We start from the raw sequence: 23,422 nt of genomic DNA, 5'->3' as shown, positions 1-23,422 counted from the left end.
CGAGCGCAGCGATCCGGCTGGTTTTAAGACCGTATGCTTATGGAAAGAGGCTGTAAAAGTATTTTTTCTTCTAAGCTAATATAGGTTTTTATGATTTATTTGATAATTTATTATGCTTTATAGGTATTTTGTGGTGCTTGGCTAATGTCTGCGGTGTAGGTTCGCAGCGATTCCAGGGAGAAGCGGGGTGGAACCTGTTCTTTCCTGATCGCCACCCATTGCTGATTTTGCGGGTGAGTCAGCCCGCAGCATCAGGGCGCGCAGGCGAATCCAGCAGCGGAATTGTCGCTGAGTATCCTGATCACGCAGCCCAGGCAGGTCTGATTGCAGTGGATGGTTTGCGAACCGGCTTGATGCCGGTTCGTTCGTTTACAAGGTGGCTCCCGCCGCGCCTGCCTTGCTCTTGAGCTCTGCTTCAAGGCGGTCAATGAACAGGCGCACCCTGTGGGGAACGCGCTGGCGTGTTGGCAGCACTGCCGTGACAGACAGCTGTTCGGGTATGGCATCTTCGAAGTCCACCTGCTGAAGGCTGCCTTCGTTGATTTCCTGTCGGACATCCCAATAGGTCAGCATGGCCAGTCCCATACCTTGTTTACATGCCGTGCGCACGGCCTCGACGCTGTTGGCAGAGAAGGGGCCCTGAGCGCGAATGGTGATGGGCTCGCCGTTTTTTGTGAACGACCACCAGGGCATTGCGTGCAAGGCAATGCACGGGTGGTGTCTGAGTTCGTCCAGTAGCGCTGGTTTGCCGTGCCTCGCCAGGTAGTCTGGGCTTGCACACACCACCCGTGGGTTGGGCGCCAGCGACCTGGCCACCAGAGCCGAGTCGCGTATCGTGGCAATCCGGATGGCGACATCGATTCCCAGTCCGGCGATGTCGACAATGCTGTCCGACAGCGTCAGGTCGATACTCAGTGCCGGGTTTTCCAGCATCAATGCGGGCAGCAGCGGCATGATGACTGTCTGACCAAACACACTGGGTGCCGTGACCCGCAAAACGCCGTTGGCAGATACTGCATCAGCCTTCAGTGTGGTGCGAGCGGTCTCGCTTGCTTCCAGTATGGTTTTGGCATGAGGCAGAAAAACTTCGCCTTCCGCCGTCAGCGATACCGAGCGGGTTGTACGGTGAACCAGCCTCACGCTCAGGTCGTTTTCCAGCGCTGCCAAACGTCTGGAAACCGCCATGGGAGATAACCCGAGTCGACGGGCCGCTTCGGACAGGCTCCTGCTGGATGCAATGGCCGCAAATACCTCTATGTCAGAAATTTGCACAGGTTCTATCCATTTCCGTTAAAGCGCCTTATCTGAACGGCTGGGTTCCAATGGGCTGCAACAGCACTTACCGTCATGCAGGTTATGTCAGCTGCTGCGGGCAATTCGCAGGCGATCTGCACAGTGAGGGTTTGAAGTATGAGCGAGATAAACAAACACGTTACAGCCCCGTTCGACATGGGTCATCTGAAACTGAAGAACAGGTTTGCGGTAGCACCCATGACACGCGTGAGCGCGGACGAGCAGGGCAATGCAACGCAGAACATGACGCGCTATTACGAGCGGTTCGCCAAGGGTGGTTTTGGCCTGATCATCACCGAGGGCAGCTATACAGATCGCAGTTCTTCCCAAGGCTACCGCTTCCAGCCCGGGCTCACCGATGACGAGCAGGCTCAGGCATGGCGTGCTGCCACCGATGCCGTTCATCGCCATGGCAGTGCGATGATTGCGCAGATCATGCACGCGGGTGCACTCAGCCAGGCCAATCGCTTCGTCAGCGAGTCTGTTGGCCCTTCGGCCATTCGTCCCAAGGGCGAGCAGATGGCGTTCTATTACGGCGCGGGCAGCTACCGGATTCCGCGAGCCATGAGCGACAAGGATATCGCCGAGGCCATCGACGGGTTCGCCCGTGCTACGCAGCTGGCTTTGGGCACTGCGGGCTTTGACGGTGTCGAGATTCACGGCGCAAATGGTTATTTGCTGGACCAGTTTCTGACCGACTACAGCAATCAGCGTACCGATCGATGGGGAGGTGATGTTCAGCAGCGCCTGCGCCTGACGCTCGATGTCATTGCCGAAGTGAAAAAAATGGCCGGGCAGGCACCGGTGGGTGTGCGCCTTTCACAGGGCAAGGTCAACGACTTCCAACATAAATGGGCGGGAGGAGAGCGCGATGCCGAGATTATTTTCGGTACGCTGGCAGATGCCGGAGTCGATTACATTCATGTGACGGAACACGAGGCATGGCAACCTGCTTTTGCCCAGAGTGAAGCCAGCCTGATCAAACTGGCCCGTCGCTACGCGCCCGATGTTGCGCTGATTGCCAATGGCGGCTTGCACGACCCGGAAAAAGCCGACAAGGTGCTGCGCGAGGGTGCAGACATCATCGCCGTGGGCAAGGGCGCCCTGGCAAACCCGGACCTGCCGCGGCTGCTGCTCGAAGGCCGAGCAGCCCGCGACTTTGATCCTGCCATCCTCGGGCCCATCGCCAACATCAAGGACAGCGAACTGGTCTGATTGCTTCTGATGAGTATCAGCGCGGGATAAGCGTGCTTAATGCCAAGTCGATAGGCGTTGCGCCCTGGGTCAGTTCGATGATCTGCCGGGATATCCCGGGTCGTTCGACCAGAGCAGCCAGGACGGCGGCTACGTCGTCGCGTGGTATTTCGCCATACGCAATGGCCAGGCCTGCGCTGACCTTACCGCTGCCCTGGCTGTCGACCAGGGTGCCCGGTCTGAGAATCACCCAGTCCAGTTCTGAAGATGCCAGATACACATCGGCTTGTTTTTTAACCCGCATGTAATTCTCGAAACCGGCTGAAGTGTCTGTGCCGCGCGCAGCTTCAGGAAATGCCGACACCAGCAGGAAGCGATTTGCCTTGGCAAGCAACGCGGCTGCCACGGCGGTTTCCAGGCCCTTGCCATCGATGGCATTGGTCAGCTCGATGCCCGCGCCGCCAGCCCCGGCGGTGAAAACCACCACGTCGCTGCCTGCCATCAAACCGGCCAGTCGAGACGCATCCAGCTCGGTGAGGTTGCCTAGCAAGGGCAGGGCGCCGGTCTCTTTTATGGCCGCTGATTGCTCTTCCTTGCGGTGCAGTGCGAGCACTTCGTGACCGTTGTCGGCAAGGTTTTTTACAAGGCGTCGGCCGATCTTTCCGGCGGCACCGATGACGAAAACTTTTGACATGAGATCTTCCTCTGGTGAGTCGTGCGCCGCTGCTGCGTAGCGTCGGCGCATTTCAGCCGGGTTAACCTTCGAACTGATGGTAAACCTTGGCAATCACTTTCCAACTGCCGTCGATTTTTATCAGCGTCAGGTAGTCATTGTAGTCCGCACCGATAGCGTCCTTTTCCATATCAATCCGCACCACTGCCGTGGTTGGCGTGATGGCAAGGACATCCAGACGCGTTGTGATGTCTGGAGCGGTACCGTTGCTTTCGACGAATGTGTACAGGTTGCTGATCGGTCCGCCCAGTAGTTGACCATTGGTGAAGCCATACATCACAGCGTCCTTGTGAAAAGCTTCTGCGATAGCGGCAACGCTGCATGTGCGCAAGCCGTCTACGTACTTGCTGGCCGTTGCGATAACTGCGTTGTAGTCGTTGGTCGGGACTGTTTTGATGTTTTTGCTCATGGGGGGCTCCTGGTTTAAAACAAACTGATTCTGGTGCTGCTGTGGTTTCAATAGTTACCCGGTGGCCAGTCCGTATAGCCCTTGGCACCACCACCGTAGTAAGAGTCACGCGGGGCAATGGTCAGTTCGGCACCATGGCGCAGACGCGCAACGAGATCGGGGTTGGAGATAAACAAGCGGCCGAAAGCCACTGCGTCGATCTTGCCTTGTGCGCGTCGCTCTACCGCCATCTTCAGGTCATAGTTATTGTTGCCAATGAACGGGCCATTGAACTGGGTACTTAGCGCGTCCATGTCGACACCTTCAGGCACTTCACGGGACGTGGCAGTGGCGCCTTCGACAAAGTGCAGGTAGGCGAGATTGAGTGTGTTCAGTTGCTGGATGAGATAACCATGAAGGCCCATGACGTTGCTGTCAGGGGCGGTGTTACCGGCATCCGGCGTCACCGGCGACAGGCGAATACCTACGCGCTCACTGCCCCAGATATCCACGATGGCCCTGGTTACTTCAAGCGTCAGGCGGGCGCGGTTTTCTATCGAGCCGCCGTACTGATCGGTTCGCTGATTGGTGGAGTCGCGCAGAAACTGGTCCAGCAGGTAGCTGTTCGCCGAGTGGACTTCAACGCCATCGAACCCGGCACGCTTGGCGTTTTCTGCCGCGTGTTTGTATTGCTCGATGATCCCGGGGATTTCGTCAGTTTCAAGCGCGCGCGGCATGGACACCGCTACGAACCCGTCGACGGTGTAGGTATTGCCCTCGGCCTTGATGGCGGAGGGAGCGACCGGTGCCTCACCATTGGGTTGCAGGTCGACACTGGAGAAACGACCTACGTGCCAAAGCTGGCTGACGATCCTGCCTCCAGCGGCGTGTACCGCATCTGTGACTTTCCTCCAGCCCGCCACTTGCTCTTCGCTCCAGATGCCAGGCGTTGCGGCATAGCCTCGACCTTGAGCGGAAATGTTTGTCGCTTCGCTCACAATCAACCCTGCTGTAGCGCGCTGTGCGTAGTAGGTTGCGTGTAATTGATCGGGAACGCCGTCCTCGTCGTAGCGACTGCGAGTGACGGGGGCCATGACAATACGGTTGGCCAGCTTGATCGAGCCCATCTGCATGGGTGAGAAAAGGTCGGTGGTAGTGCGTGAGTCGTTCATCAATTACCTCTGTTAGTGGACCGGTCGTCTACTAAAAAATTAAAAAAACGCGTGCTAACGCAGCAGGCGCTTGGTCATGGTCAGTGCTTTATCGAAAGACTCTGTGGACTTGTTCACCTTCACCAGAAGGGAAGCACCAAGCCAGAGTTGGTAGAGGGATTGCGCGAAGCCTTCATGGTCTCCCTCGGGATGAATGCTGCCATCGGCCGCACCCATGTCTACGCAAGCAGTAATACGTTTGATAATTCTGGCTGTACCGACTTCGAGCACGCCACGCATGTCCTCGGACAAGTCGCAAACTTCCGCTCCCAGCTTGACGACCAGGCACTTGCCTTCGGGAAGTTCGGTGCCTTGGGTTTCTGCCCAGTAATTAAAGTAGGCCAGCAGCCGCTCGGCTCCGCTGCCGGGACGCGCCATAAGTGCATCGATTCGGCCCAGGTATTCGGAAAAATACTCTTCCAGCAGTGCCTGACCGAATTCTTCTTTCGATTTGAAATAGTAATAGAACGAACCCTTGGGTACACCTGCCGTGCTTAAAACCTCAGCGAGGCCGACGGCGGTATAGCCTTTGTTCGTCATGAGCGATCTGGCCACATTGATGATGTGCTGTCGCATGTCCTGGGCTGGTTTCTTCATAATGTCGAGCATCCTAAATTGAAATAGACCAGTCGTCTACAAAAAATCGAAATTTACTGCATGGAAAAACCGCAATCGGTGGCAATAGCGCAGCTCATAAACAAAAATAATTTGTGCTTATGAAAAATTTATATTGATTTATTTTAGGTTAGCGTCGCTTTAGCATGAAGCTACCTTGAAAAAGCCGTCGGGCAGGGACCGTACCGTCCGACCTCATAAGCCAATAAGAGCTGTAATCGGAGTCCTGATGAGTCTTTCTCCTTTCCATCTTGCAATCCCTGTTTACGATCTGGCCGCGACACGTACCTTTTACGGCGAAGTGTTCGGTCTTTCCGAAGGACGCTCCAGCGCCCAGTGGGTCGATTTCGACTTCTACGGCCACCAGTTAGTGATTCACGAGCACCCGAAAACCGCTTCTCAAGAGAGTGTTCACAGCAACCCGGTGGACGGTCATGACGTACCGGTCCCGCACTTCGGCATCATTCTGGAATGGGCCCAGTGGGAGGCCCTGGCGGAGCGCTTGAAATCCTTTGGCACCGAGTTCGTCATCGAACCCTACATTCGATTCAAAGGCCAGGTGGGTGAACAGGCCACCATGTTCCTGTTCGATCCCTGTGGTAATGCCCTTGAGTTCAAGGCCTTCAAAGACATGAGCCAGCTCTTCGCAAAATGATAAAAGGCCTGGCGCGCAACATTGTGCCAGACCCTCTTGAGTGATCAGCAAGTCCTGAGTCAGTGCTTGTTCAGGGCCTGCTGGTTAATCAGTTCGACCAGCGCTTGCACAGGCTCGCTCAGGCTGCGACGAGCGCGATGTACCAGCCCGATATCGCGATGAAACGTGTGTTGTTGCAAATCGATGGAACGCACACCAGCAGGCCAGTCCTGGCTGCTCGCGGTTTCTGGGACCAGTGCGACACCCACGCCATTGGCCACCAGTTTGATGATCGCATCCAGTTCATCGAGCTCGCATACCTCGCGCAGCGAGACATGGGTTTGCCGCAGGAACCGGTCAACCTGACGGCCGCCAAACGACGATCGGTCGTAGCGAATGAATGGGTGAGCTGAAACCAGCTCCGACCAGTCATCCCCCGGCGTATCGGCAGGGACGATAAGCCGGTAGGGCTCGCGCACCAAGGTAGTCCATCGCAAGTCACTGTGCAGCGAGAAGGGTGGGCGAATGATCGCGGCCATGTCGATCTCGCCAGCGTCCACCTGATTGACCAGATCCATGGACAGCCCCGGGATGACACGCGTCCTGCACGCGGCGAATCGTTGGTGAAACTCGGCAAGCGCCTGCGGCAGAAATGAGCGCTGTACAGAGGCAATCGCGCCGATAGTCACCAATACGTTAGCGGGCAACCCCACCGTAGCAGTGCCCAGGGCGTTGAATTGGCGCACCAGGTCCTGCCCCTGTAACAGCACCTGTTGGCCCATTCGGTTGAGTTGGGCTGAACGTCCTTTTCGGTCAAACAGCTCGACACCTAGTTCCGCCTCCAGACGTTGCATCTGCGCACTGACGGCGGCCTGGGTGAGCCCTATCTTGCTGCCGGCAGCCGCAAAAGTCCCTTCTCTGGCCACGGCAATAAATGTTTTCAGTTCTTTAATCATGGTCAAATAATAATTGTATTTTGACTGAAAACGCATTTATTAAATTTGTTATTGGCGGGTTGCCCCGCCCGTATGTGAGCGATCACGAATGGCGACAGTCATTGCGGACCGCTCACACTTGTACCTACTCCATGGCCTCGGTCAAACCCTGATCTTCGCCGAGAAACCCGCCGCTCTGGTGATGCCACAGCCGCGCATAGGTTCCGTTCTTGCCGAGCAGTTCGGAGTGGGTGCCTTGTTCGATGATGCGACCGTCGTCCATGACAATGAGCCGGTCCATGGCTGCGATGGTAGACAGGCGATGGGCGATGGCGATCACGGTCTTGCCTTTCATCATTTCATCGAGGCTTTCCTGAATAGCCACTTCGACTTCCGAGTCCAGCGCGCTGGTGGCCTCGTCCAGCAGCAGGATCGGCGCATTCTTGAGCATCACCCGGGCAATCGCGACACGTTGACGCTGACCGCCCGACAGCTTGATGCCACGCTCACCCACCAGAGTGTCGTAGCCGCTATTGCCTTGCTTGTCGCTCAGTTGGCTGATGAACCCATCGGCCTGAGCACTGGCCGCCGCGCTGTGGATTTGCGCATCAGTCGCGTCGGGACGGCCATAGGCGATGTTGTCGCGGATGGAACGGTGCAGCAGGGATGTGTCCTGAGTGACCATGCCGATGGCACTACGCAGGCTGTCCTGGGTGACGTGCGCAATATTTTGCCCGTCGATGCTGATTGCTCCTTCATCTACGTCATAGAAGCGCAACAGCAGGTTGATGAGTGTGGATTTCCCGGCGCCGGAGCGACCCACAAGGCCGATTTTTTCACCCGGCCGAATGGTCACGTTCAGGGCATCGAGCACCTGACGTTCGCCGTTGTAATTGAAACTCACATTGTCAAAGGTTACCGCACCACCCGTGGTGACCAGGGCGGCTGCATCCGGCGCATCCTCAACCTTGGGGCCGCGGGTCAAGGTTTCCATACCGTCCTGTACGGTGCCAATGTTCTCGAACAGCGAGGTCATTTGCCACATGATCCAGTGCGACATGCCATTGACGCGCAACGCCATGGCGGTAATCGCCGCTACGGCACCGGTGCCGACCTGACCCTGATGCCACAGCCATAGTGCATAACCACCTGCACCCATGATCAACGCGACCACCAGTACCTGATTGACGATCTCGAACTGGCTGACCAGACGCATCTGGCGAAAGCCGGTCAGCTTGAAGTCTTCCATCGCAGCGCGTGCGAAGTGCGCTTCACGTTTGGAGTGGGAGAACAGCTTTACCGTGGTGATGTTGGTGTAGGCGTCCGAGATACGCCCGGTCATCGATGAGCGCGCGTTAGCCTGCTCCTGTCCGACTTTGCCCAGGCGGGGCACGAAATACAGCATGGCCAGACCGAACAGGGCGATCCAGGCAATGAAAGGCAGCATCAGCTTCAGGTCGAAGCCGCCGGCCAATGCAATGATCGCGATAAAGTACACCCCGATTCCGGGCGCGATTTCGATGAGTGTGAACAGCACCTCACGCACCGACAGTGCCGTCTGCATCACCTTGGTGGTGACGCGGCCAGAGAACTCATCGGAGAAAAAAGAAAGGCTTTGGCGCAACATCAACCGATGGAAGTCCCAGCGCAGCCGCAATGGCAGGTTGATCGCCAATACCTGGTGCTGGACCATCGTACGCAACGCGACCAGCCCGATGCTGGCCAGCAATACCAGGCCGATGCCCCACAGCACGCTGCTTTCCTGCATGGCCGTATCGTCGCCGGCCTTCCAGGCCGACAGCAGGTCCACGACCTGCCCGAGAAAAGAAAACAGCCAGGCTTCGTAAATCGATACGCCGGCACTCAGTAGCGCAAGCGCCAGGATGTAGCCACGGGCTCCCCGTGTGCAGGCCCAGAGAAACCGCACCAGACCGTCAGGAGGCGGCGGCACTTCGTCGGGCGGGAAGGGGTCGAGCCATTTTTCAAACGCGCGAAGCATGGTGGTCTCCGAAAGGATTTGGTGAGGATTCTGGCATTGGACGCCTATGCGCAATGCATCAAGGCGTTACCAGGGAATGCAGATGAGTCTGGACCTGCGGGTCATTGGTCGTCGGTAACACTACGCAGACTATCCCACAGGCCCATCATTTGAGTGACTGCGGCATCCAGTGTGGCATGTGGAACATCGTCGCGAGCCAGTGTAGACAAGCCCAGAAGAAAACTGTCGAACGCAGCAGCGAGAGCCTCCGGTATCACCGTCGCGGGCAATTCCCCTGTAGCAATGGCGCGGTGGATGCAGGCAACGATACCCGCACGATTCAGGTTCCTGGCTTTTGCGAGCGGTGCGGAAATCGCCTTGCTCTCTTCCGAGCACGTGCTCATCAGACCTAACGCCACCAGGCAGCCCTTGGGATGATCGGGCTCGCACTGCATTTTTGCGGACCGGCGAAGGGTGAGTTCAATCGCCTCCCTGGGCGGCAGAGTGTTGTCAAACAGGCTGTCGGTAACCCGACCGTGGGTGGCGAGATAGCGCTCCATCACCTCATTGAACAGTGCCTGTTTCGAGCCAAAAGCGGCGTAAAAGCTTGGTGCGGTAATGCCTCCGCCTATGTTCGCCTTCAATTGGCTCAGGGATGTTGCATCGTATCCATGCTCCCAGAACAAATGCAGCGCCTGAGTGATTGCCACGTCACGGTCAAACGTGCGCGGACGTCCCATCTGTGCCATGCCGGGTCTCCTCCAGAATTATTTAAATACTAGTCGATACATAAGTCGTTGACCACCTGGGGTGTTCTGCCTATATTTGTATCGATCAGTATATTAGTGGGGAGATTCGAATGACGACAGACGAGAAACAGAGCGAAAAACTTCCGCTCGGGGCATTGCTGGCTTTGGCGATGACAGGGTTCATTTGCATCGTGACCGAGACGTTGCCTGCGGGTTTGCTGCCCGAAATCGGCAGTGGCCTGGGAGTCTCGGCATCGTTTGCAGGGCAAATGGTGACTGTTTACGCGTTGGGCTCACTGCTGGCAGCCATTCCGCTGACCATCGCTACGCAAAGCTGGCGTCGCCGAACAGTCTTGTTGCTGACGATTGTCGGCTTCCTGGTGTTCAATTCCGTCACTGCGCTGTCTTCCAGCTACTGGCTGACCCTGATCGCGAGGTTTTTCGCTGGCGTCTCTGCGGGGCTGGCCTGGAGCCTTATCGCGGGTTACGCACGACGTATGGTCGTTCCCCAATTGCAGGGCCGCGCGCTGGCGATCGCAATGGTGGGAACGCCCATCGCGTTGTCATTGGGCGTGCCTCTGGGAACCTGGCTGGGCGGATTGATGGGCTGGCGCATGGCATTCGGATTGATGTCCGCAATGACCCTGCTGTTGATCGTCTGGGTGCTGATCAAAGTGCCGGACTATCCTGGCCAGTCCGCGGCTAAGCGCATGGCATTGCGTCAGGTCTTTTTCACCCCGGGCGTACGCTCGGTACTGGGAGTGGTCTTCACCTGGATGCTGGCTCACAACATTCTTTATACCTACGTCGCGCCGTTTGTTTCCGAGGCCGGGTTGGCGAGGGACGTCGATTTGGTATTGCTGGCATTCGGTGTCGCCGCGCTGGCGGGCATCTGGGTAACGGGACGGCTGGTTGATCGTCATTTACGCAAGACGGTGTTGGCCAGCCTCGCGAGCTTCGCGGCGGTTTCGGTGTTCCTGGGTGTGTTTTCTGGCTCGGCCCTGGCCATCTATATCGGGGTATTTATCTGGGGCCTGACCTTTGGCGGTGCCGCCACGCTTCTGCAAACCGCGCTCGCCGACTCGGCAGGCGAGGGCGCTGACGTGGCGCTTTCGATGAATGTCGTTGTTTGGAACAGCGCTATTGCAGGCGGTGGGCTACTGGGCGGCGTGTTGCTTGGGCAGTGGGGCGTGAGCTCGTTTACGTGGGTCTTGTTTGCATTATTAGTGCTGAGCCTGGTTATTGCGCTGCGTGCGCGGGCTCATGGTTTTGCGAGAGGTGATCGGCTGATGGAGTAAATCGGTGCCAGTGGCTGGAGACAACCACTGGACTTGCTCTTCGCTCAACACATGGTCGTCGGCGAGGCGAGCGCCATGGCGTTATCGCATCGCCGGCCGATCGTCATTACGCAATGCTGTAAGCGTTGAATGCCTTGCCCTGTTGCAGCGCGGTGACGATGTTTTTACGGGTCGCCGGCAGCTCGATGCCTTCATTGTCGACAAAGGTTGTTTCTTGCAGTTCGGCGGTATCGCCTTCACCGACAAAGGTGAAGCCAAGAAACTCGAGGGCTTCGCGGTCGACATTAAGGTTGGAACGCGGGGTGCGCAACGGCAGGCTGACACTCTGGCCATCCTTGCTGATGGTGTAGACCTCGGCTTCCTTGCGGGCACGCGTTGTCTTGCTCTTGGCGGTAGTGGGGTTGCTGATCGCCTGATGCGTCTGGTTCAGCACCTTGAGCGCCAGGCCGTAGACCAGTTCCTGAAATGCCGGGTCATTCTTGTAGCTGGACAGAATACGGCTGATCGGGAACTGCGTGCCAAGATCGGCCAGTGCTGCGCTGTCTGCCGCTTCGGCATCCTTGAGGCGTTTCAGTTGGCCCATCAGTTCGTAGGCTTTGTCGTCATCGTGCTCATCCTGCGCCAGACGAATGGCGGAACGCAGCTCACGGATTTCTTCGCTTTCCTTGGCGGTCTGGAACGCATCAAGCACCATCTCGCTGATGGTCTTGGCCTGCGGCACGTGCTGGGAAAGACCAATTGCGCTTTCGTATTCCAGCTTGGAGGAGGTCAGGGCTTCGTTGGTCTGGGAGTCAGGCATTGAATTTCACTATTTCAGGTTTGAGGCGCGAAAGGCTCAGGGCGTTTCGGGGGGCGTAATTTAGTGGAGCAACGCGAGGATGTCACGGACCATTAGCCAGGAGGTCCAGTCAGCACCTCGGCTTTAACCGGAGACAAGCAAGAAGTGAAGGCACTGGCCAGACCCGCTATCAGGGTACGAAAGATGCATAGAGCGTTCAAAAGTCAATTTGATGACGCACCCATGAAGCATGTTTACCGATCCTCAGTCAGGCTCGCGCCTTCCATGCTCACCAAAGCACTAATTGGCTTTATTGCTCTGGTGTGTGTATCGCTGGTTTTGGCTACAGCCTGGCAAATGAACCAGTCCAGACGTGAGCGTGTCGCTACCGCCACAATTACGGTTTCAAACATCGTTCTTGCTGCCGAGCAGCAAGCTCAGGATACGGTACGACAGGCTGATAATACGCTGCGTGATCTCGTGGAACGCGTGGAGCACGATGGTGTAGAAGGGCCTCAGCAAGCTCGACTGGCGAAGCGAATGGCTCAGGACGTGTTGAACGTCAACGGCATTCAAGGGCTTTTTATCTACGATGCCCAAGGCAACTGGGTCGCCAACTCTTTTTCTCAAGGTATACAGGTAAAAAACAACGGTGACCGCGCGTATTTCGTCTATCACCGCGACAACGCCGACGAGTCCATCCACATCGGCTCCATCATTGAGAGCCGCAGCACGGGAGACAGGGTCATCCCTATCAGCCGGCGTATCAATACTGCTGATGGCACATTTGCAGGTGTGGCTCTGGCGACTGTGCCTGTGGCCTATTTTCAATCATTCTTCAAACGCATGGATGTGGACGACAAGGGCGTTATTTTCCTCGCGCTGAACAATGGCGACCTGCTGGCTCGACGACCGACGCTGGCAGCATTGATGACCACCAATATCGCCAAAGGTGATCTTTTCACTCGCTATCTGCCATACAGCGACAGCGGCACCGCTGTGTTCAAGTCTGTAGTGGATGGCGTGGAAAGAATTTATGCCTATCGGCGGGTGTCCGGGTTGCCCATCGTCGCCGCCGCTGGTGTGTCCTGCGAGCATGTATTCGCCCCTTGGTGGGCTTATGCATATCGATCCATGGCGCTGGTCGGCATGATCAGTTTGACCCTGGTTTTACTCGGCATCTTGTTATACAGGCAAATCCGACACCTGATCACTGCGGAAAATGAGTTGAGTGTCGCCAGAGCCGACCTCGAGATCATCGCCAGGACCGACAGTTTGACGCATCTGGCCAATCGGCGTTGTTTCGACGCTACCTTTCAACTGGAGTGGGAACGAGCTTCCAGAGATAACTCATCCATCGCCCTTATTTTGTTGGATATTGACTGGTTCAAACAATACAACGACTGCTACGGCCATCTGCGGGGCGACGACTGCCTAAGCCAGGTAGCGGGGCTTATCGGAAGCGGTATCAAGCGGCCTGGCGACCTGGCCGCACGATATGGCGGAGAAGAGTTTGTGATTCTGTTGCCTGGCACAGATTTAACGGGTGCTTTAAGCGTTGCCGAAGAGGTCAGGTTATCCATTGAAAACGCACTGATAGAGCACTCCGCCAGCCCGCTGGGCCACGTAACAATCAGCTCGGGCGTGGTGGCGATCAACGCACTCGAGAAGGAGGGTTACACAGCGGCCCTGAGGGAAGCAGATCGACTTCTTTACTGCGCCAAAACCAGAGGTCGCAACTGCGTCGAGGGGCGGTCGATGGCCCATTCCACACGAAAGCAGTTCATAGGCCAGCCCGTTCTGGATTCAGGCCACTGCTGAGTTGAGGTCTTGTAAAGTCGTGACCGCTTTCTACCATCCAAAGGGCCTTTCGACGACGAGCTTAAAGTTTCCAGATTTGTGTCGATAGTCTCTTTAACATGTCAGCCATCATTGAAAAGCAGGAATCTCGCATGCGCCTCCGAAACCTCAATTTAGCTCCCCGAGCTGCCTTGTTTTTCGCGTCAATCATCGTATTGGTATTCGTGCTGGGGGTATTTGCAGTCCTGCAAATGGGCAAGCTCAGAGACGCCGAGAAAGACGTCGAACTCAATTGGATGGCCAGCATCCGCCAAACGTCGTTGATGAACACCACGACCCTTCGCCTGAGGCTCGAAACGCAGCGAGGCCTTGCTGACCCTCAATCCATTCAAAAGAATATTGAAAGCTTCGCTGGCTACCGTAAGGCATTCACCGAAGCGGTGGCGAACTATGAGCCCCTCATCGCCGATGAAAAGGAGCGCTCGCTTTATATTCCGGTAAAAAACAGTGCCGATGCCTATTCCAAGCAACTGGATATTCTTGAGCCGTTGATGAGACAGGGTGATATTGCGGCTGCGGTCAGCCTGGTGAGTACCAGCATCCGTCCAATGACGAACACAATGGAGGTGCAGATCAAAGACCTCACCAACTTTAACAACGAAGGCGCTGCACGGGCCGGGCAAACTGCGACGGATCTCTATGAAAACGGCCTGTGGCTTGTTGTAGGCCTGATAGCGGGTGTCGTTATCTTGACGGTCGGTTTGGCATTACTGCTGACGAAAAGTATTACCTCCCCGATTAACGACGCGCTGTCTGTCGCTGAGCGCATCGCGGCCAGTGACCTCTCCAAGGAGGTCTTGGTAAGCGGGACTGATGAAGCGGGGAGACTGTTGAAAGCGCTCGCGCAGATGCAGGCAAACCTGCGAAACACCATCATGCAGATATCCGATTCCTCTAATCAGTTGGCGTCTGCGTCTGAAGAGATGACGGCGGTTACCGAGGAGTCGAGTCGCGGCCTTGTTTCCCAGAACGATGAAGTCAATCAGGCAGCAACAGCGGTCACAGAAATGAGCGCTGCTGTTGATGAGGTCGCTCGTAATGCCGAGTCAGCTTCCGAAGAGTCAAAACGTACCCAAGGCTATACCGAGGTAGGTTTGGCGCGGGTGGCTCAGACGTTAAAGTCAATTGAAAAGCTGAACGGTAACGTTGAAAACACGAGCGAGCAGATTCAAGGGTTGTCAGACCGTGCTCAGAGCATCACCAAGGTTGTCGAGGTAATCAGGGCCATTGCAGAGCAAACCAACCTGTTGGCGTTGAACGCCGCCATCGAAGCCGCACGGGCGGGCGAGCAAGGCCGTGGATTTGCGGTGGTGGCTGACGAAGTAAGGGCTTTAGCCCATCGCACCCAGGTGTCTACTCAAGAAATCGAGCAGATGATTGCTGCCATCCAGAGCGATTCTGACCTGGCCGTGAAGGCGATGAATACGAGCAGAGACCTTGCGACCGAATCACTTGGCGTTGCCCAGGAGGCCAGTACCTCGCTGGATCAAATATCAACGGCCATTATTCAAATCAATGAACGCAACCTCATGATCGCGACCGCTTCTGAAGAACAGTCTCACGTCGCTCGAGAGGTGGACCGAAATCTGGTCAGCATTCGTGAGCTTGCGACACAGAGTGCTGCGGGAGCCGCGCAAACCGCGAGTGCGTGCGGTGAAATGTCGAAGCTGGCGGTTAATCTGAATCAGTTGGTTAATCGGTTTGTTGTGTGAGAACGGTTTTGGGGGCTGTATCCAGTTCCAGCATGAACGCCTTGAGGAGTAGGTCTTCCACCGCAGGGCTTGATTGCTTGATCAAGTTACAGCCGCCCGTGTGTGCAGTGAGGTAAAGCATGCCCTCAGATGTGCCCCCAATGTAGAAATCCACTGGAGGTGGATGGAGCTCTATGGTTTGTGGAAACGCAGAAATGATCAGCTGAACGGCCTGCCTGCCGACCCCTACAGAATATCGGGATCGCCGAAGAACATTTTGACTGGGTCCTAGCGCAGTATTTTCAGGTCGGAAAAACTAAACTATGCCCCCGGTTGTGCCCCACGTAGCGCGGGATATACGGGCGATCGAGATTTACGATCTCTAAGGCAAGCAATGCGCCCAGCCAAGAAACACCTGCTTGCGCACCACCGCGAACTCAAAAAACGCATCAGCGAGAACACCCCCAACGCAGCTTTGAAGCGAATGGATTACGAGAGTCTTATAACTGGCTACGGCATCCGCGGAACCATTTCGATAGAACTGAAAGAGATCGGCTACCCCAAGATCTGGGTAGATGCGCAGTTGTTCCCATGCTGATCCGAATAAGGTGGGTTCGGCCTATAACCATGCCAAATATCTTGAGGACGAAGAAGGCCAAGTCAATCTAGTCGTCAAGCTCTGTCCGGGGGTGATGTCGCCGAGGTCGCGATACAGTGAGCATGAGGAAAACCATAGTCATGCGTGGTCGTCCCTGGTTTTAACGGGTTGTGCGAAAACGTCGGCAAGCGCACACCGAGGACGGCGCACTAAAGCCTATCAAATGGTGTGACAGAGGAAGCGGCATGGACACACGTATCCAGCCCTCTACATAAATTGATTGCTCGACATCAAATCACCGTACTGGAAGTGCCTCCCAGTGGATTAATATGGATGCTATCTGGAACAGGCGCACGCAGTTTCGATGTTGGAAGGAGATTTCTGGTCGCAACTTGGCTCCTGGCCTTATCGGCAGCCAACGTATGTCCGCCCGAGATGCGAAAATAGACTGATCGCCCAATGAAGGGCTCGTTCGGCGGAAATTGTCCGCCAGGGACATGACGATGGACAGTAAGACAGAAGCAGCAACGCCCGACTCGACCATGGATGCATCGATTTTCCAGAGCACGCTCCCCAACGCCGAGAAGCTTGAGCAGGCGCGTACACAGTTGCTTGACCTCTCAGCGCGAAATCGACTCCTTAATATGCCGCGATCGAGCCGTACCTCGGCGATAGCGATCGTTGATGAGAAGACATCCGAGGTCTATCGCCTCCTCGTTCGGGAGGGAAAGGCGTTTACCTTCCTGGCCGGCAAGGCGGCGACTGATGAGTCCGATGACGATTCGGCAGCCGACGACACAAAGCCGGCCATTGAGTCCGATGAAATCGACCAGCTTGCCCAACCCGACGACAGCGTCGACGAGAGGGGCGTACTCACCCGTCACAGCGACACAAGGCTCCAGACTCGGCTCACGGGCACGGGTCTGCAAAAACACCTGCTCGAGCTGTACCTGAATTCAAAGACGCTCGAAGAAGAACAGGGCGTGAACGTCCTCTTTGCCTCCCTTGGCGCTCTCAAGTGGATCGATCCGAACAATGCAGCGAACGTCCGCCATGCTCCCCTGATCCTGATTCCCGTCGAGTTGAACCGCGGAACGGCGGGCGAGAAATTCCGACTCAAGGCTCGCGCTGAAGATGTCGCATCTAACCTGTCGTTGGAAGCATACCTCGACCGCATTCACAAGCTTCGTATGCCCGCCTTCGAAGCCAGCGATAGCTTCGATATCGATTCCTATTTTACGGATGTTGCGGCTGCGGTGGCGGACAAGCCCCAGTGGGAAGTGCTGCGGGATGAGATGACCGTCGGGTTCTTCTCCTTTGCCAAATTCCTGATGTATAGAGACCTCGACCCCGCCGTGTGGCCTAAGGGCAACACACTCGTTGATCGCCCACTCATCAAAGGCCTGCTCTCCGACGGCTTCCCTGGTGGAGAGGGTATGCTCGACGAGAGCGCCAACATCGATCCGGTCATCCCGCCGGCGGAGATGCTCCACATCCTCGATTGCGATAGTTCGCAAGCTATTGCCATCCATGAGGTGCGTCGCGGTCGCGACATGGTGATTCAGGGCCCTCCTGGCACCGGTAAGAGCCAGACGATTGCCAATATCGTTGCGTCGGCCATTAAGGACGGCAAAACTGTTCTGTTTGTGGCGGAGAAGATGGCTGCTCTCGAGGTGGTAAAACGTCGCCTTGATGAAAAGGGCGTGGGCGATGCTTGTCTGGAACTCCACAGCAACAAGGCTAACAAGCGCGCGGTACTGGATGAGCTCCGACGCACTTGGGATCTCGGAGCTCCGAAGTCAGCTCCCACCGGAAGTCTAATTGCTCGCCTGACCGAAGCGCGGGACGAGTTGAACGGCCATGTAGCGCGGCTCCATGCTGTCGACCCAGCATCCAGTCTGTCCCCATTCCAGGTCATGGGTCATCTCGCGCGCCTGCGGCAAGCGGGGGTGATGCCCAACGATGTCGTTCTGGAGGGAATCGACGCTTGGGGGGCGGATGGTTTCGAACGGCGCCATACACTTCTGAGCGACCTTGTCACACGGATTGAGATCATCGGCACACCCGACGACCACGCTTTTACCGGGGTGGGCATCGAAGCGATGCTACCAACCGATCGTGAGCGTCTCGTCGCTCGTATCGAAACCCTGCGCGGCCAGCTCCAGAACGCCCGCCAGTACATGAATGCTACTGCCAGTTTGCTTGAAGCCGAGTTTCCGCGCACGCTCAAAGAGCTGGTCCCTGTCAGCGCACTCGCCCGGCGCATCAGTGTGGCGCCTGTGCTTGATGCCGCTGCCATGGCAGATGACGGTTGGTCAAACGTTTCGATGGTCGATACATTGCTAGCGTTGGGTCACCGCTTTGCCGCCTTGCGCCAATCGCTGTCGACCGAAGTCAATGTTGAGGCATGGGACGAGGACACCCACGAGGCGCAGCAGGCGCTCACCGAATGCCCTGGTGACTTCAATGCGGATACCGTTCGCCGCCTCTGCGCCGTTCGCGACGCCATCCCGGCGTTATTGCAGGCTGCCCGCGGTCTGTCTCACGCACTGGGCCGCGAATGCGCGCCGACCGCTGGCGAATTTGCCCGCCTCGCCAAGATCGGCGAGCGGGTTGCAAATGCGCCACCGGCGAGCCCCGAAACGTTCGCTTCCGAGCTATGGGAGGGAGGCGTAGAGCGGGCCGGGCAGATCGCCCATACCGTCGCTGAGCTCGAAGGGGTTCATACGTCACTGGCAGGTCAGCTCCAGGAGCTCGCTTGGGATATCGACGTAGGTCCCGCCCGCGCCGCGCTCGCTGCGAAGGGCACAAGCCTATTCCGCTTCCTCAGTGGCGACTGGCGTGCAGCCAACAAGCTCATGCGCTCGGTCCTGGTTCAGCCCGCCCAACCTCTCCCGGTGACCCTGGCTTCTCTCGATACCCTGATCCGCGGTCAGGAAGCGCGGCGCGTCCTGCGCAATGAAGACAGTTTTGGCAAGGCAGCCTTCGGTGATGACTGGCAAGGCGATAGCTCGGTCTCCGCGCCGCTCGTGGCTTTGGTTGAATGGATGCGGTCCCTGCGCGGGCTCGGGGCCGAACCCCGTCTCATCGCTTCCCGCGGTCCTGAGAAGAATGATGTCGCCCAGCGTTCGAAGTACGTAAGCCTTTTGCTCTCGCAGGTCGCTCCCGACCTGTCCGGCGTCCATGTCGATTTTCTTACACAGGCAACGCAGGCGTTCGGCGACGCCACCGCGCCTGAACAACTCGACCTCGAGTCGTTGTTGCAGCTCGCCGTCCGCCACACGAATGCCTGGTCGACGGTAAGCGGCTTCCTGATCCAGGCCCCCACTAGCGCAGAATCAGTCTGTGCCGTTTTTGAAAGGCTCGATGCGGGACGCGAGGCGCGTCAGGGAGTACGAGATGGGGATAGCCTCGGCCGCGCACTATTCGGCTCCGCGTGGCGAGGGCTCGACAGTGATTGGGACGCCCTCTCGACAGCCGCTGGCTGGCTCAAAGTCAATGGAGACATCCGCGCGCTGGCCGGTCGAGTCCATGAGCGTGAGGCTCTCATTCCTCGCGCCAAGGCTCTCGACGAACAGGCCGTGCATCTCGCTACCGCCTTCCACGCCATCGCAGATGAGCTTGCACTCGATCTATCAGCAAGTGTTGGTGCGCCGCTCATCCATGAGGCGCATCTGGATTCCCTGACAGGGCGGCTATCACGCTGGGTTACCGAGCAGGAAGAACTCCACCGGTGGCTGGCCTATCGCGATCGTGCTGCACGGGCCGTTCGCGACGGTTGCGCGGATTTCGTCGCCCGACTTGCTGATGGACGGCTATCGACAACGAGCGCGGTCGCTGCGTTCGAGTTCGCTTATTTTGAAGGGCAATACCGTCGGGTGCTGAAGGCTGAACCGGCTCTGGGCCGCTTCGATGGCGTCGCCCACGGCCATATTGTCCGCGAGTTCGCCGAGCTTGACCGCCTGCGTATCGCAGCGGCGGCAGGCGAAGTCGTTCAGGCTCACCACCAGAATGTTCCTCGAAGAGACAGTGGTTCGATTGGCCCACTCGGGGTGCTTCGGGGGGAAATTCAGAAGAAGAAGGGTCACATGGCCCTGCGAAAGCTGGTCGAACGCGCGGCACCTGCGCTCACCGCCCTGAAGCCAGTCTTCATGATGAGCCCGTTGTCGGTCGCGCAGTTCCTGCCGCCCGGTGCACTTGAGTTCGACCTGCTCGTGATGGACGAAGCGAGCCAGATTCAGCCGGTCGACGCCCTCGGTGCGGTGGCTCGTGCGAAGCAGGTGGTTGTGGTCGGTGACCCTCGTCAGCTACCGCCAACCAGTTTCTTTGCCAAGCTCACCAGTGGCGATGAAGACATTGACGAGGATGAGCCAACGAAGGTCAGCGACGTTGAAAGCATCCTTGGGCTGTTTACCGCACGCGGCCTGCCTATGCGCATGCTCCGCTGGCATTACCGTAGTCGCCACCAGTCGCTCATTGCAGTCAGCAACCGCCAGTTCTATGAAAACAAGCTATTCATCGTGCCTAGCCCCTGGACTCAGGAGGGTGGGCGTGGCCTGCGCTTCCACCATGTTCGGGATGGCGTCTTCGGTTCACCGGTAAAGAGCGTCAACGGGCCAGAGGCCAAGGTAGTCGCTGAGGCTATCGTCCAGCACGCCCGTATGCATCCGAATCTGTCGTTGGGTGTAGCAGCGTTCTCCGCGTCGCAAAGCCGTGCCATCTTCGACGAGCTTGAAGTACTCCGCCGTGGTTTGCCAGCGGAGGTGGAGGCGTTCTTCAACCGCCGCAACAGTGAGCCTTTCTTCATCAAGAACCTTGAAAACGTTCAGGGTGACGAGCGGGATGTCATCTTCATCTCGGTTGGCTATGGACCGACCGTACCAGGCGGCAAAGTACCCATGCGTTTCGGGCCTCTCAATAACGAGGGCGGCGAGCGTCGCCTCAACGTGCTGATCAGCCGCGCCAAGCAGCGATGCGAGGTGTTCTCCTCAACGACCGATGAGCACATCGATCCTGCATTTTCCGCCAGCCGCAAAGGTATCGAGGCATTCCGTATCTTTCTCCGCTATGCCCGCACGGGAAAGCTCGACACGGCTGCCGTCACGGGACGGGACTTTGATTCCATATTTGAAGAGCAGGTTGCCTCGGCTCTCGAATCTCGCGGATACAGTGTCCAGCGTCAGGTGGGCTTGGCTGGGTTCTTTATCGACCTTGCGGTGACTGATCCGGAGCGCCCGGGTCGCTTCCTCCTGGGCATCGAGTGCGATGGCGCGTCGTATCATAGCGCCCAGTCCGCCCGGGACCGTGACCGTCTTCGCCAGCAGGTTTTGCTCGATCATGGCTGGAACCTCCACCGTATCTGGAGCACCGATTGGTTCCAGCGTCCACAAGAGCAACTCGACCTTGTCTGCCGGCAGATCGATGCGGCTCGTGCTGCGTTCGACGAGCGCGTAGTCGAGGAGGTCCTTTCAAAAGAGCAGGCTGTCGATGCAGCTGCCATCGAACGGGAGCTGAGGACGGAAGACGGTGATTTCACCTTCGAACCGTATGTCGAAGCGAACCCACAGCGGCCAACACATCGTTCGGAAGAAATCCACGATACCCCGACCGGCGTTCTTACCGAGATTGCGGTTAATGTTGTGCGTATAGAGGGACCCGTGCATACCGATGAGGTCGTGTCCCGTATCCGTGACGCCTGGGGCGCCAAGCGAGCTGGTAGCCGGATTCAGGACGCCGTCGAAAGGGCCATCGATGTGGCTGTCCGCCAGAACTCTGTGGTGCGTGACGGCGTTTGGCTCGCCATGACCAGCGCGCCTGTCGTTCCACGCGATCGTTCGCAGGTATCTTCACTGGCGCTCCGCCGGGCGGAGTATCTACCGGAAGCAGAACTTGCAGAGGCCATCGTCATCGTCGTAGCGCGTAACTTTGGCGCGAACCGCGATCAGGTCATCGAACGCGTTGCGCGCGCCATCGGCATCCGAGCTATCTCGGCTTCGGTACGAGAACGTGTGGCGGCGATGGTCGAGCACGTCGTCGCCTGTGGTCGTTTGGTTGATGAAGAAGGCCTCCTGAAAGTTCCGGAGTAGCTATTTTCTTGGGGGCGTCCTGACCGGTCCTAGAGTGTCATAAGACATTTGCGGTCGGTGAGGCGTCTGGCGACACGATGAGGACTGCTGGGCAGACCGTTATTTAGCGTGGAAATCTGAGCATCAGCCTTTCGTATGCGTAACCTCTTACAGGCACAACTTAAGGTAGGGATAATGACAGTAGTGGAATATTGCGTTTTCTAGGGATGGTCTGAAGCACGCGACTATTCAGGCGTGAATACCCAAGTCAAGGTGAAATTTACTTGAGTGGGGACAGCAAATCAGAAAAACGGCCCGAAAAAACGCTTTTCAAACCCGTTTTTTGCCTTGCAGAAGGGCCATCGGGCCCATTTGTCTCATGGCGGACGCACCTGTCCTGCCATGTCCAATAAACGTCGCCGCGACATCCATAGGTTCGACAAGGCAAACAAAGTGGTTCTATGTGCATGGTTCTTGGCCAGCCCGCGAAATCTCACCTTGACAGTATGGGCTCAACAGTTGATTGAGTGAGCACAACGTGCTAGCTCACTGCTTTGGGATTCTTAAGCTTCGGTATTCCCCGAATTTTGACCCAGTCTGACTACCTTTTTGGATGCTGTGGCGTTTTTATACGCCCTCATCTGACCTGTCATCAAATTTTTGGATCGCTTGCTGTTCAGCTTATAAATTATTGGTACGGCACCTTGGTTGGGATGCGAATACAGGTCGAACAAGAACTGATCTTTTTTGATATGAAATTCGAGATGGTTATAGTTGAAGAAAATTGTGCCGTCTTTCAGGCGCGTGGGGAAAGTTGTTGTCCAAATATCAGTCGGTGGTGAAACACTAACCTCCAAATAGTAGCCTGCTGGGAAGTTAGGTGCGCCGTCCGACAGTAAATAGTCCTTGATGGCAAGAGAGTCTTCTTCTGGCAAGGATATAGAATTGTAGTTTGGCCAGCCCTCTTGCGATGCTCTCCAGATGATGCTGAGCGCAAGGTAGTATATTTTCTTCGATTCTAGGCCTGGAACATCTTTAGCATAGAGGCTTGAGTCTTTAAGTCCCTTGAGATGATCATATATGATGGGCATTTCATTTGGTCTGGGCGCGATCAGCTTTGCGCAGTAGTCCTCTCCGTATGTGGAGAAACGGCGTTCGCAGTTTTTACCAAGCAGATACTGCGTCACCTGACGTCCGAGATTGTTAAGGCGATTGTCGTCCGTCTTGAACTGAGTTTTTGTCCCCTTTTTCTTCATTCGATCTATGTATTTATAAAAGTGCTTTGGCAAGAGATGGCTGTCTTGTAAATCATGCTCATCGTTGCAAAGCGCACATAATTTCTCGTTTTCAGCCATCTTGAATCCTCAATCATGCTCGTATGGTGGTGATGTCGGAGAGTCAA

Annotated in this window: 16 protein-coding genes and 2 pseudogenes; 7 read left to right on the top strand and 11 right to left on the bottom strand. The window is 56.7% G+C overall.

The window, feature by feature from the left end; translation table 11 throughout:
* Window positions 1-369 precede the first annotated feature (369 nt).
* Window positions 370-1,272 (bottom strand): LysR family transcriptional regulator, encoded by a 903-nt coding sequence (locus AO068_RS08575; RefSeq protein WP_058408136.1) that lies wholly within the window; start codon window positions 1,270-1,272, stop codon window positions 370-372.
* Window positions 1,273-1,410: 138 nt separating this feature from the next.
* On the opposite strand from AO068_RS08575, the gene AO068_RS08570 reads away from it, so the two are divergent.
* Window positions 1,411-2,508 carry an NADH:flavin oxidoreductase gene (locus tag AO068_RS08570; protein WP_058408135.1) on the top strand — a complete coding sequence of 366 codons (1,098 nt, stop codon included), beginning with the start codon at window positions 1,411-1,413 and terminating at the stop codon, window positions 2,506-2,508.
* A 16-nt stretch (window positions 2,509-2,524) separates the two neighbouring features.
* Here the strand turns inward: AO068_RS08570 and AO068_RS08565 are convergent, their stop codons facing one another.
* The 4 genes from AO068_RS08565 to AO068_RS08550 all read right to left on the bottom strand — a co-directional run bounded on the left by AO068_RS08565 (window position 2,525) and on the right by AO068_RS08550 (window position 5,416).
* Complete coding sequence (locus AO068_RS08565; protein WP_058408134.1) at window positions 2,525-3,181, bottom strand: NAD(P)H-binding protein; 657 nt, start codon at window positions 3,179-3,181, stop codon at window positions 2,525-2,527.
* A 61-nt stretch (window positions 3,182-3,242) separates the two neighbouring features.
* Entirely contained in the window at window positions 3,243-3,629 is a 387-nt protein-coding gene (locus tag AO068_RS08560; RefSeq protein ID WP_058408133.1) for a nuclear transport factor 2 family protein, read from the bottom strand.
* A 47-nt stretch (window positions 3,630-3,676) separates the two neighbouring features.
* Window positions 3,677-4,780, bottom strand: coding sequence for an alkene reductase (locus AO068_RS08555; protein WP_058402303.1), 1,104 nt, complete (start codon window positions 4,778-4,780; stop codon window positions 3,677-3,679).
* Window positions 4,781-4,834: 54 nt separating this feature from the next.
* Entirely contained in the window at window positions 4,835-5,416 is a 582-nt protein-coding gene (locus AO068_RS08550) for a TetR/AcrR family transcriptional regulator (RefSeq protein ID WP_058408132.1), read from the bottom strand.
* Between the two features lie 247 nt (window positions 5,417-5,663).
* Between AO068_RS08550 and AO068_RS08545 the strand changes: the two genes are divergently transcribed.
* On the top strand, window positions 5,664-6,089 hold the full coding sequence (locus AO068_RS08545; protein ID WP_024660034.1) for a VOC family protein: 426 nt from the start codon (window positions 5,664-5,666) through the stop codon (window positions 6,087-6,089).
* Between the two features lie 59 nt (window positions 6,090-6,148).
* On the opposite strand, the gene AO068_RS08540 is transcribed toward AO068_RS08545, so the two are convergent.
* From AO068_RS08540 to AO068_RS08530, 3 genes are all read right to left on the bottom strand, one after another.
* Entirely contained in the window at window positions 6,149-7,024 is an 876-nt protein-coding gene (locus AO068_RS08540; protein ID WP_058408212.1) for a LysR family transcriptional regulator, read from the bottom strand.
* 124 nt (window positions 7,025-7,148) lie between these two features.
* Window positions 7,149-9,002: an ABC transporter ATP-binding protein gene (locus AO068_RS08535; protein WP_058408131.1), complete on the bottom strand. Its 1,854-nt coding sequence runs from the start codon at window positions 9,000-9,002 to the stop codon at window positions 7,149-7,151.
* A 101-nt stretch (window positions 9,003-9,103) separates the two neighbouring features.
* Window positions 9,104-9,730 (bottom strand): TetR/AcrR family transcriptional regulator, encoded by a 627-nt coding sequence (locus AO068_RS08530; protein WP_058408130.1) that lies wholly within the window; start codon window positions 9,728-9,730, stop codon window positions 9,104-9,106.
* 110 nt (window positions 9,731-9,840) lie between these two features.
* Between AO068_RS08530 and AO068_RS08525 the strand changes: the two genes are divergently transcribed.
* Window positions 9,841-11,028, top strand: coding sequence for an MFS transporter (locus tag AO068_RS08525; protein ID WP_058408129.1), 1,188 nt, complete (start codon window positions 9,841-9,843; stop codon window positions 11,026-11,028).
* 106 nt (window positions 11,029-11,134) lie between these two features.
* Here AO068_RS08525 and AO068_RS08520 read toward each other — a convergent pair whose 3' ends face one another.
* Window positions 11,135-11,827 carry a hypothetical protein gene (locus AO068_RS08520; protein WP_058408128.1) on the bottom strand — a complete coding sequence of 231 codons (693 nt, stop codon included), beginning with the start codon at window positions 11,825-11,827 and terminating at the stop codon, window positions 11,135-11,137.
* 222 nt (window positions 11,828-12,049) lie between these two features.
* Between AO068_RS08520 and AO068_RS08515 the strand changes: the two genes are divergently transcribed.
* The 4 genes and pseudogenes from AO068_RS08515 (at window position 12,050) to AO068_RS08500 (ending at window position 22,041) form a co-directional block, all read left to right on the top strand.
* Window positions 12,050-13,627 (top strand): diguanylate cyclase, encoded by a 1,578-nt coding sequence (locus AO068_RS08515; protein WP_058408211.1) that lies wholly within the window; start codon window positions 12,050-12,052, stop codon window positions 13,625-13,627.
* Between the two features lie 98 nt (window positions 13,628-13,725).
* Entirely contained in the window at window positions 13,726-15,378 is a 1,653-nt protein-coding gene (locus AO068_RS08510; protein WP_404944479.1) for a methyl-accepting chemotaxis protein, read from the top strand.
* Window positions 15,379-15,757: 379 nt separating this feature from the next.
* Window positions 15,758-16,001, top strand: a pseudogene (locus tag AO068_RS29215) (integrase arm-type DNA-binding domain-containing protein); the annotation flags it as partial.
* Between the two features lie 457 nt (window positions 16,002-16,458).
* Window positions 16,459-22,041, top strand: coding sequence for a DUF3320 domain-containing protein (locus AO068_RS08500; RefSeq protein ID WP_058408210.1), 5,583 nt, complete (start codon window positions 16,459-16,461; stop codon window positions 22,039-22,041).
* Between the two features lie 356 nt (window positions 22,042-22,397).
* Here the strand turns inward: AO068_RS08500 and AO068_RS28045 are convergent.
* Both AO068_RS28045 and AO068_RS08495 read right to left on the bottom strand, forming a co-directional pair.
* Window positions 22,398-22,523, bottom strand: a pseudogene (locus tag AO068_RS28045) (IS5/IS1182 family transposase); the annotation flags it as partial.
* Between the two features lie 60 nt (window positions 22,524-22,583).
* Window positions 22,584-23,375 (bottom strand): hypothetical protein, encoded by a 792-nt coding sequence (locus AO068_RS08495; RefSeq protein ID WP_058408125.1) that lies wholly within the window; start codon window positions 23,373-23,375, stop codon window positions 22,584-22,586.
* Window positions 23,376-23,422: the final 47 nt, after the last annotated feature.

It is taken from the genome of Pseudomonas sp. ICMP 3272 (assembly GCF_001466905.1).
GTDB classification, from domain to species: Bacteria; Pseudomonadota; Gammaproteobacteria; order Pseudomonadales; family Pseudomonadaceae; genus Aquipseudomonas; species Aquipseudomonas amygdali.
The sequence above is the reverse complement of the archived record's forward strand: the minus strand, read 5'-3'. Positions and strand labels throughout refer to the sequence as shown.